The sequence below is a fragment of the Anaeromassilibacillus sp. Marseille-P3371 genome (genome assembly GCF_900169665.1).
Lineage (GTDB): Bacteria > Bacillota > Clostridia > Oscillospirales > Acutalibacteraceae > Anaeromassilibacillus.
In genome coordinates, this window is sequence record NZ_LT835157.1 from 257,247 (window position 1) to 267,732 (window position 10,486).

Genomic DNA, 10,486 nt, shown 5'->3' on the forward strand with positions numbered 1-10,486 from the left:
AAGGTGTTTCTACAGGGAAAATCGGTAATAATCGATAAATACTGGAATCGTGTTGTACAAAGAGTGGAAGCAGCTCGTATCCAAAGTAAGACCTAGCAGTCACTAACGGGAAACTACTCTAGGAAACACCTTAGGTGTGAAAGACGTTGTGCGTTCGGGCGATTGGCCGCACACTGGATAACTTGGGGGAGACATCCTCCGTATCTGGTAAAAATTCTGTAAAAATGCCATAGGCATAAAGGTACTACGTACCGTACTCGACGGCTTAGAGGAGGAAACTTCCATAGGAAAAATCTTAGGAGTAAAAGACACTATTTGCCCAGGCGGTTGGCTGAATACCGGATAGCTTGGGGCAGATATCTGTCCGTATTTGGCATGAGTTCGACAGTTAATAGTAGAGCACTTGCATAAAAAACGACGTAGGTATGAAAGAACTACATGCTCAACAACCAATAGAAGGAAACTACTCTAGGAAACACCTTAGGTGTGAAAGACGTTGTGCGTTCAGGCGATTGGCTGCATGCTGGATAGATTGGGGAAAACATCCGTCCGTATTTGGCAAGAGTTGGATGGCCGATGGTAGAATGTTTGCGTAAAAGGTATGGAGGTGCTACATGCCCGGCGGCCAATAGCAGGGGTCTTGTATATAGGGAACGCCTCAGGTACGAAAGACGCTATTTGTCCGAGTGATTGGGTGGATATTGGATAGCTTTGGAAAGACATCCGTCCGTATCGGGCAAAAGTTGGACGGTCAACAGCAGAATGTTTGCATAAAAATGTTGTAGGTATGAAGAAACTACGTGCTCGGAGGCCAATAGTAGGAAACTTCCGAAGGAAACACCTTAGATGAGAAAAACGTTATGAGTCCGGGTGGTTGACTTAATACTGTATAACTCGGGAAAGACATCCGTCCGTATTTGGCAAAAGTTGGACGGTCAACAGCAAAACATTAGCGCAGAGAAAGACGTAGATATGCAGACACTACATGCCTGGCGGCCAACAGTAGAAAATTTCCAAAGGACACATTGTAGGGGAACGAGACGTTATACATCGCCGGGCGAAAGTACGCACGAATTGGGATGGAATAGGAGTATCTATACGACATTATCAGATCTTTCAGAATGTAATGCCCGCATTGCACGATAACCATAGGCCGGACAACGTTATCCCAGGCAGAAATCGAAAGAGTAGGGGGAGAACCTTTTGTGATGAGGGTGAAAAAACTTTTAGCGAATCCATGAAAATCTGTAAGGAGAAAGATTCCCATAACAGAAGTTGAGGAGGCAATCCTCTTTACAGCAGGTCCTCCATATCAGACAAAAGCCCCTGTACCGAGTAATCCGGTGCAGGGGCTTCGTTTTTGTGGGATACAGTTTGAAAGGGGAGAGAGGCGTTAGCAGGGGTGGTGGAATAAGAAGTAAGGATTGCCGGTGCTTTTTAAGGTGGCTCTGTTTTGTATTTCTGTCCGTAGGGGTACCAGACAAAAATATGAACATACGGAATTTCACAAGAGTGTGGCCAAGGAAAAATGAAAAATATCTTTAAGAACCGCCGCACGGTTATGAACCTCTACCCTACTGAAAGAGCTACTACAACCCACGCAAGCGGGAGAAGTGTAGATCCGAATGATTATTGATTTTCTAGATACGCCAGTAATCGGATTCCATATGCGAAAAAAATCATGAGAAAGAAGTGGGCCTCGGCACTTTCCTGTCAAGGGACTGGGAAATAGTTCGAAGGGAAATAAGAATTAAAATTTCGGCAAATTTTTCTCTGCTATAAGGATAAATAAATTTTCAAATGATTCGGATTCGCCAGGAAAGGTTGCTATTATATTTATGATCATACGATAAACATCTCTACAGTTTCACGACCCTACAGGGTGGATCGGTATCGTAAAAGAGAGGTATCTGGTTTTGTTAAAGTATGGAAAATATTTTGTTTAAAACACCTATACATATTGACTTTGTAAATAAATTATATTAGTATTGTACATAGAGCGAATCTGTTCGTTCGATGCAATAATATGTTGGAATACCAAAAGATGTGCTGTACGAAGTGCTATGAATCGTTGGAGGAGAGATCTTCGTACGAAACTTATGGAAGGAGGAGAATGATACGTCAGATTCGCACAGGTTATGAGGAATTTTTGAAAAGGAGATGGAGATCAAAAATGAGTCGAAAAAGAAAAGGCGTAAGTAAAAGAATCCTTGCGGCGGTCTTGTCGACCGCTATGGTCGCAACGACAATTCCTGCAATGAGCATCACCGCCGGTGCTGAGGCTGTCGAAGGAAACATTGAGCTCTCCAGGCAGATCGCTGCTGATGGTATGGTTTTGCTCGAGAACAATAACAGCGCGCTACCACTGCCAAAGGGTGAAACGGTAGCGATGTTTGGACGCGCCATGATCGACTATACGCGCGGCGGCGGCGGGTCCGGTGCAACAAATGTGGATTATACCCGCAATATCCTTCAAGGGATGCAAATGAAAGCCGAAGAAGGAAAGATTTCCCTCTACCAACCCCTCGTCGATTTCTATACGGAACAGGTTTCGACAAATGGTATTAAAGATGACGCACAGATTAACGTCACGGATGAGATGCTTGACGCCGCAGCACAGGAAGCTGGGACCGCAATCGTGACGGTCGGCCGGTATTCCTCAGAGGGTAGTGACCGCTCGGAGGCGGATTATTATCTGACTGACGCGGAAAAAGAACTCATCACCCGTGTAGGCGCAAAATTTGACAAGGTTGTCGTTGTGTTGAATGTCGGTGCAGTCATGGATACCAGTTGGATCAAGGAAATTGACGGGATTGATTCTGTGCTGGTCGGCTGGCAAGCTGGCATGGAGGGCGGTCTTGCTACTGCAGATATTCTTGTAGGTGATGTGAACCCTTCTGGTAAGCTGGTCGATACTTGGGCAAAATCATATAATGATTATCCAAGTTCTGAGACCTTTAATGAGTCAAGCAATTATGTAAACTACACAGAGGACATCTTTGTAGGATATCGGTATTTTGAAACCTTTGATCCGAATTATGAGAAGGTCAACTATCCATTTGGTTATGGTCTGTCCTATACAGACTTTGAAATTTCAGATGTTGACATATCCTTTGACGGTGATACTACAGATGGTACTGCCAACATTACAGCAACGGTCAAAAATACTGGTGATGTGGCTGGCAAAGAGGTCGTACAGGTGTATTTTAGCGCGCCGCAGATGGGCAAGAATGAAGGCGATCCGAAGCTTGGAAAACCCGCGAAGGAACTGGCGGCATTTGATAAGACAGACCTGCTGGACCCAGGCGAATCTGAAACGCTGGAAATGTCCTTTAAGATCTCCGACATGTCGAGCTATGATGATACGGGTGTGACAGGACATAAATCCGCCTATGTGATGGAAGCGGGCAACTACGACATTTACGTCGGAAATTGCATCAAAGATGCGGGGGAACAAGGTGTACGCGATACATATACCCTCGATGAAACAATCGTAACAGAACAGCTCTCAGAAAAGTTGGCGCCGGTACAGCTGCCAAAGAGGCTTTTAGCGGACGGAACCTATCAAGAGATCGAAACACCACCGGCTTTTGATCCACATCATACGATCAAGGCGGAGGGCCAGACGGTCGTACAGAGTGAGGCCTTTATAGATGGTGATGTGAGCATTGAAAATTTCTATAATGATGACTTTGAGCGAATGAGCTGTATTGCAATGATGAACGCAGCAGGCAAATTCGTCGAATATGAAGTAACGGTTGAAACAGCCGGCACCTATAAGGTCACGATGCGGTATGCGAATGGAAATGCGGATCTGAGCAACTGCTTCAAGGTTTCGGTTGATGGCGAACTACAACCGGGTATCAATTTCAACGCTCCGCAAACCGGTGATGGCAATGGAAAGAGTGAATGGTACAACTTTGCAGACGCCGAACCATTTTATGTCAATCTGCCAGAGGGGAAACACATTCTGCGATTTGAAGCGAACGGTAACAACCCGAACTACGATTACATGGTTTTTGAAAAGAGTGAGGAAGAAATTTCCTACTATAAGCCTGTTTCTGCAACTGAATCCACCAAGATCGAAGCAGAGAGTTACGATTTCTCCGGCGGCTCGGATTCCGCAAACTATGTCAGAACCGAAAACTTCACTGTAGGAGAGGAGTCCGGTGTATGTGTGGCATATATGAACCATGTAGACAACTGGATTTCGTACTACCTGGACGTCGAAGAAGCCGGCAAATATGATTTGACCTTCCATGTTGCCAACGGGTATGCCAGTTTTGACTGGAATGTAGGCGCTGATATAAATGACAAACCTGTAGAGAAGGACATTATCCGCGTCAATACAACCAGTGTGGATGGTAACCAGTGGTATAATTTCGTGGATGTTGGCCCCATCTCCATTACATTGCCTGAGGGAGAGTGTGTCCTAACATTTACTTGTTCTGAAAAGGATAAATATCCGAACATTGATTACTTTACCTTTGAGAAACATACAGAAACCGAAATTCCCGACGAACCTTTTGAAAAGGTTATTTCCTCAACAGTACCGACGCAGATCGAAGCGGAGGACTACGATAACACGGGAAGTACTTCGGATACTCCGGTCAGAGAAGAATCCTTCACTGTCAACGGTGAGGATGGAACATGTCTTGCATATATGAATTACGCGGGCAACTGGGTTTCCTATAATCTGTACGTTGAACAGGCTGGCGATTACAACCTGATGTTCAATGTGGCAAATGGACGCGAAGGCTTTGACTGGAATGTAGGTGTCGAAGTGGGCGATACTGTCGTAGAAAACGACATCCTTACCGTCCCGCAGACCGGCGACGGCGACGGAGAANTGGTGGAATAAGAAGTAAGGATTGCCGGTGCTTTTTAAGGTGGCTCTGTTTTGTATTTCTGTCCGTAGGGGTACCAGACAAAAATATGAACATACGGAATTTCACAAGAGTGTGGCCAAGGAAAAATGAAAAATATCTTTAAGAACCGCCGCACGGTTATGAACCTCTACCCTACTGAAAGAGCTACTACAACCCACGCAAGCGGGAGAAGTGTAGATCCGAATGATTATTGATTTTCTAGATACGCCAGTAATCGGATTCCATATGCGAAAAAAATCATGAGAAAGAAGTGGGCCTCGGCACTTTCCTGTCAAGGGACTGGGAAATAGTTCGAAGGGAAATAAGAATTAAAATTTCGGCAAATTTTTCTCTGCTATAAGGATAAATAAATTTTCAAATGATTCGGATTCGCCAGGAAAGGTTGCTATTATATTTATGATCATACGATAAACATCTCTACAGTTTCACGACCCTACAGGGTGGATCGGTATCGTAAAAGAGAGGTATCTGGTTTTGTTAAAGTATGGAAAATATTTTGTTTAAAACACCTATACATATTGACTTTGTAAATAAATTATATTAGTATTGTACATAGAGCGAATCTGTTCGTTCGATGCAATAATATGTTGGAATACCAAAAGATGTGCTGTACGAAGTGCTATGAATCGTTGGAGGAGAGATCTTCGTACGAAACTTATGGAAGGAGGAGAATGATACGTCAGATTCGCACAGGTTATGAGGAATTTTTGAAAAGGAGATGGAGATCAAAAATGAGTCGAAAAAGAAAAGGCGTAAGTAAAAGAATCCTTGCGGCGGTCTTGTCGACCGCTATGGTCGCAACGACAATTCCTGCAATGAGCATCACCGCCGGTGCTGAGGCTGTCGAAGGAAACATTGAGCTCTCCAGGCAGATCGCTGCTGATGGTATGGTTTTGCTCGAGAACAATAACAGCGCGCTACCACTGCCAAAGGGTGAAACGGTAGCGATGTTTGGACGCGCCATGATCGACTATACGCGCGGCGGCGGCGGGTCCGGTGCAACAAATGTGGATTATACCCGCAATATCCTTCAAGGGATGCAAATGAAAGCCGAAGAAGGAAAGATTTCCCTCTACCAACCCCTCGTCGATTTCTATACGGAACAGGTTTCGACAAATGGTATTAAAGATGACGCACAGATTAACGTCACGGATGAGATGCTTGACGCCGCAGCACAGGAAGCTGGGACCGCAATCGTGACGGTCGGCCGGTATTCCTCAGAGGGTAGTGACCGCTCGGAGGCGGATTATTATCTGACTGACGCGGAAAAAGAACTCATCACCCGTGTAGGCGCAAAATTTGACAAGGTTGTCGTTGTGTTGAATGTCGGTGCAGTCATGGATACCAGTTGGATCAAGGAAATTGACGGGATTGATTCTGTGCTGGTCGGCTGGCAAGCTGGCATGGAGGGCGGTCTTGCTACTGCAGATATTCTTGTAGGTGATGTGAACCCTTCTGGTAAGCTGGTCGATACTTGGGCAAAATCATATAATGATTATCCAAGTTCTGAGACCTTTAATGAGTCAAGCAATTATGTAAACTACACAGAGGACATCTTTGTAGGATATCGGTATTTTGAAACCTTTGATCCGAATTATGAGAAGGTCAACTATCCATTTGGTTATGGTCTGTCCTATACAGACTTTGAAATTTCAGATGTTGACATATCCTTTGACGGTGATACTACAGATGGTACTGCCAACATTACAGCAACGGTCAAAAATACTGGTGATGTGGCTGGCAAAGAGGTCGTACAGGTGTATTTTAGCGCGCCGCAGATGGGCAAGAATGAAGGCGATCCGAAGCTTGGAAAACCCGCGAAGGAACTGGCGGCATTTGATAAGACAGACCTGCTGGACCCAGGCGAATCTGAAACGCTGGAAATGTCCTTTAAGATCTCCGACATGTCGAGCTATGATGATACGGGTGTGACAGGACATAAATCCGCCTATGTGATGGAAGCGGGCAACTACGACATTTACGTCGGAAATTGCATCAAAGATGCGGGGGAACAAGGTGTACGCGATACATATACCCTCGATGAAACAATCGTAACAGAACAGCTCTCAGAAAAGTTGGCGCCGGTACAGCTGCCAAAGAGGCTTTTAGCGGACGGAACCTATCAAGAGATCGAAACACCACCGGCTTTTGATCCACATCATACGATCAAGGCGGAGGGCCAGACGGTCGTACAGAGTGAGGCCTTTATAGATGGTGATGTGAGCATTGAAAATTTCTATAATGATGACTTTGAGCGAATGAGCTGTATTGCAATGATGAACGCAGCAGGCAAATTCGTCGAATATGAAGTAACGGTTGAAACAGCCGGCACCTATAAGGTCACGATGCGGTATGCGAATGGAAATGCGGATCTGAGCAACTGCTTCAAGGTTTCGGTTGATGGCGAACTACAACCGGGTATCAATTTCAACGCTCCGCAAACCGGTGATGGCAATGGAAAGAGTGAATGGTACAACTTTGCAGACGCCGAACCATTTTATGTCAATCTGCCAGAGGGGAAACACATTCTGCGATTTGAAGCGAACGGTAACAACCCGAACTACGATTACATGGTTTTTGAAAAGAGTGAGGAAGAAATTTCCTACTATAAGCCTGTTTCTGCAACTGAATCCACCAAGATCGAAGCAGAGAGTTACGATTTCTCCGGCGGCTCGGATTCCGCAAACTATGTCAGAACCGAAAACTTCACTGTAGGAGAGGAGTCCGGTGTATGTGTGGCATATATGAACCATGTAGACAACTGGATTTCGTACTACCTGGACGTCGAAGAAGCCGGCAAATATGATTTGACCTTCCATGTTGCCAACGGGTATGCCAGTTTTGACTGGAATGTAGGCGCTGATATAAATGACAAACCTGTAGAGAAGGACATTATCCGCGTCAATACAACCAGTGTGGATGGTAACCAGTGGTATAATTTCGTGGATGTTGGCCCCATCTCCATTACATTGCCTGAGGGAGAGTGTGTCCTAACATTTACTTGTTCTGAAAAGGATAAATATCCGAACATTGATTACTTTACCTTTGAGAAACATACAGAAACCGAAATTCCCGACGAACCTTTTGAAAAGGTTATTTCCTCAACAGTACCGACGCAGATCGAAGCGGAGGACTACGATAACACGGGAAGTACTTCGGATACTCCGGTCAGAGAAGAATCCTTCACTGTCAACGGTGAGGATGGAACATGTCTTGCATATATGAATTACGCGGGCAACTGGGTTTCCTATAATCTGTACGTTGAACAGGCTGGCGATTACAACCTGATGTTCAATGTGGCAAATGGACGCGAAGGCTTTGACTGGAATGTAGGTGTCGAAGTGGGCGATACTGTCGTAGAAAACGACATCCTTACCGTCCCGCAGACCGGCGACGGCGACGGAGAAGGCGAGTGGTACAATTTCGAGGATGTTGGACCGGTTACAGTAGCACTGGAAGAGGGCAATAATATTGTAACGCTTCGGTGCAGCGAGACCAACAAATATCCGAATATCGACTATATCACTTTCAATAAGGCGGATACAGCTTCGGCATCCACTCCGATGCGTGCACGTGCTCTCGCCGCCAATGTAAGCAATGCGGACCCGGCCGAAAAGATTATGCTCTTGGATGTCTATGAGGGACGCGCAACGATGGACGACTTCCTTGCGCAGATTACGAATGAACAGCTTATCGATATGATGGGCGGTCAGCCGAATACAGGCGTTGCGAACACCGGTGGTATGGGCAACCTGATGGAATACGGGATTCCGAATATCATGACAGCGGATGGCCCGCAGGGTGTCCGCATCGGCGTCAACTGCACCGCATGGCCGATCGGTACGTTGCAGGCTTGCACTTGGGATGTGGATCTTGTGGAAAAAGTCGGTAAGGCAGCTGCGGTAGAAGCACATAATAATGGAATTGACATTTGGCTCGCGCCCGGTATGAATATCCACAGAGATCCGCTCTGCGGGCGTAACTTTGAGTACTATTCCGAAGATCCGTTGCTCGCAGGCAAGATGGCTGCATCGCTCACAACAGGCTGCCAGTCCGAAGGTGTCGCCATCTCTCTGAAGCATTTTGCGGCGAACAATAAAGAGACAAACCGCTCCAGCAGTGATTCCAGAGTGAGCGAACGTGCGCTTCGCGAAATTTATCTCAAGGGTTTTGAAATTGCTGTAAAAGAGGCTGATCCGTGGACAATCATGTCCTCTTACAATCTCATCAATGGTGTCGAAACAGCGGAAAGCGAAGAGCTCCTGACAGACATTCTGCGTGGAGAATGGGGCTATGAAGGTCTGGTTGAAACCGACTGGGGAAATAACTCCAACCATGCGTTTGAGTTGAAGGCGGGCAACGATGTGAAAATGCCCACTGGTTCTCCGGAGACACTGAAAAATGCATTTGAAAAAGGCTTTATTACTCGAGACGAATTGCTGAGAAGTGCGGAAAGGCTCATGAATCTTGTCATGAAAGTCAACACCTTCCACGACAAGATTGCAGATCCGATCACTGTAGACATCGGTGCAGATACCACCTTCAAAGCAGCAGAAAATATCCTGTGGTCTGAGACTGTAAAGGCAGAAGGAACATCCGACGAGGATGGTGGCAAAAATCTTGGTTACTGTGACGCAGGCGCTTGGGCGGAATACCGTATCAACGTTGGGACAACGGGCAAATATAACCTCTCTGCACGTATTTCCTCTCAGGCCGGTGCCGGCGCATTTGATGTCTTGGTTGATGGCAAAAAGGTTGCAACCTTTGAAGCAGTGAACACCGGCGCATGGCAGAACTGGACGACTTTGCCCGCACAGGAGATCCAACTTGAAGCAGGCGAACATACGTTAAAGCTTGCGTGGACAGAGAGTGGTTCCAATCTCAACTGGTTGAAGTTTGAGTTAATTGACGCTCCGGCAGCAGAACATACCCTGACGGTAAGCTATCCGACGACGGTGAAGCTGTCGATCGACGGGGAAGAGCAGACGATTGCAAACCTGACCGGCGCATATAAAGACGTCGTGATGGCAAACACGAATCTCGACCTGACCTTTGAGCCGAGAGTCGAAGGAAGAGAGATCGCAGGCGTCACCGTGAACGGCGAAGCCGTAGCAGAAGAGAACTTTGACGTTGCCGAGTATATCTACAGCCTGGCAATGCCGAATGCAGACACCACGATTGAACTGGGCTTCACGATCGTGGATAAGGAAAATCTGCGCGAAGTGATCACAATCGCAGAGAGCGAGAACGTGAAAGCGCAGGTAGAGGCGGCAGTCCCGTCGGTACAGAAGAAGTACAAGGAAGCGTTGCAGGCAGCGAAAGCGATCGAAGAAAAGAAGACCGCAAGCCAGGACGAGATCAACAACGCGATGTTTGAGCTGATCGAGGCATTGCAGTATCTGAGCTTTACAGCGGGCGACAAGAGCCAGCTGGAAATCCCGATGGAGATTGCAGAGAGCATCAATCGAGAGAACTTCACGCCGGAGAGCGTACAGGCGCTGGACGACGCATACAAGGCGGCAGAGGACCTGATGGACGACGAGGAAGTACTGGAAGCAGACATCCAGGCAGCGGCAGAAGCACTGTATGAAGCGCTT

Annotated in this window: 2 protein-coding genes; both read left to right on the top strand. The window is 46.6% G+C overall.

The genetic code is table 11. The annotated features are described in order from the left end of the window. Positions 1-2,329: 2,329 nt before the first annotated feature. Positions 2,330-4,861 carry a glycoside hydrolase family 3 C-terminal domain-containing protein gene (locus tag B9Y59_RS00670; protein ID WP_442856167.1) on the top strand — a complete coding sequence of 844 codons (2,532 nt, stop codon included), beginning with the start codon at positions 2,330-2,332 and terminating at the stop codon, positions 4,859-4,861. 759 nt (positions 4,862-5,620) lie between these two features. Then, on the top strand, positions 5,621-10,486 hold a 4,866-nt coding region (locus B9Y59_RS16540; RefSeq protein ID WP_330395873.1), incomplete at its 3' end, for a carbohydrate-binding protein.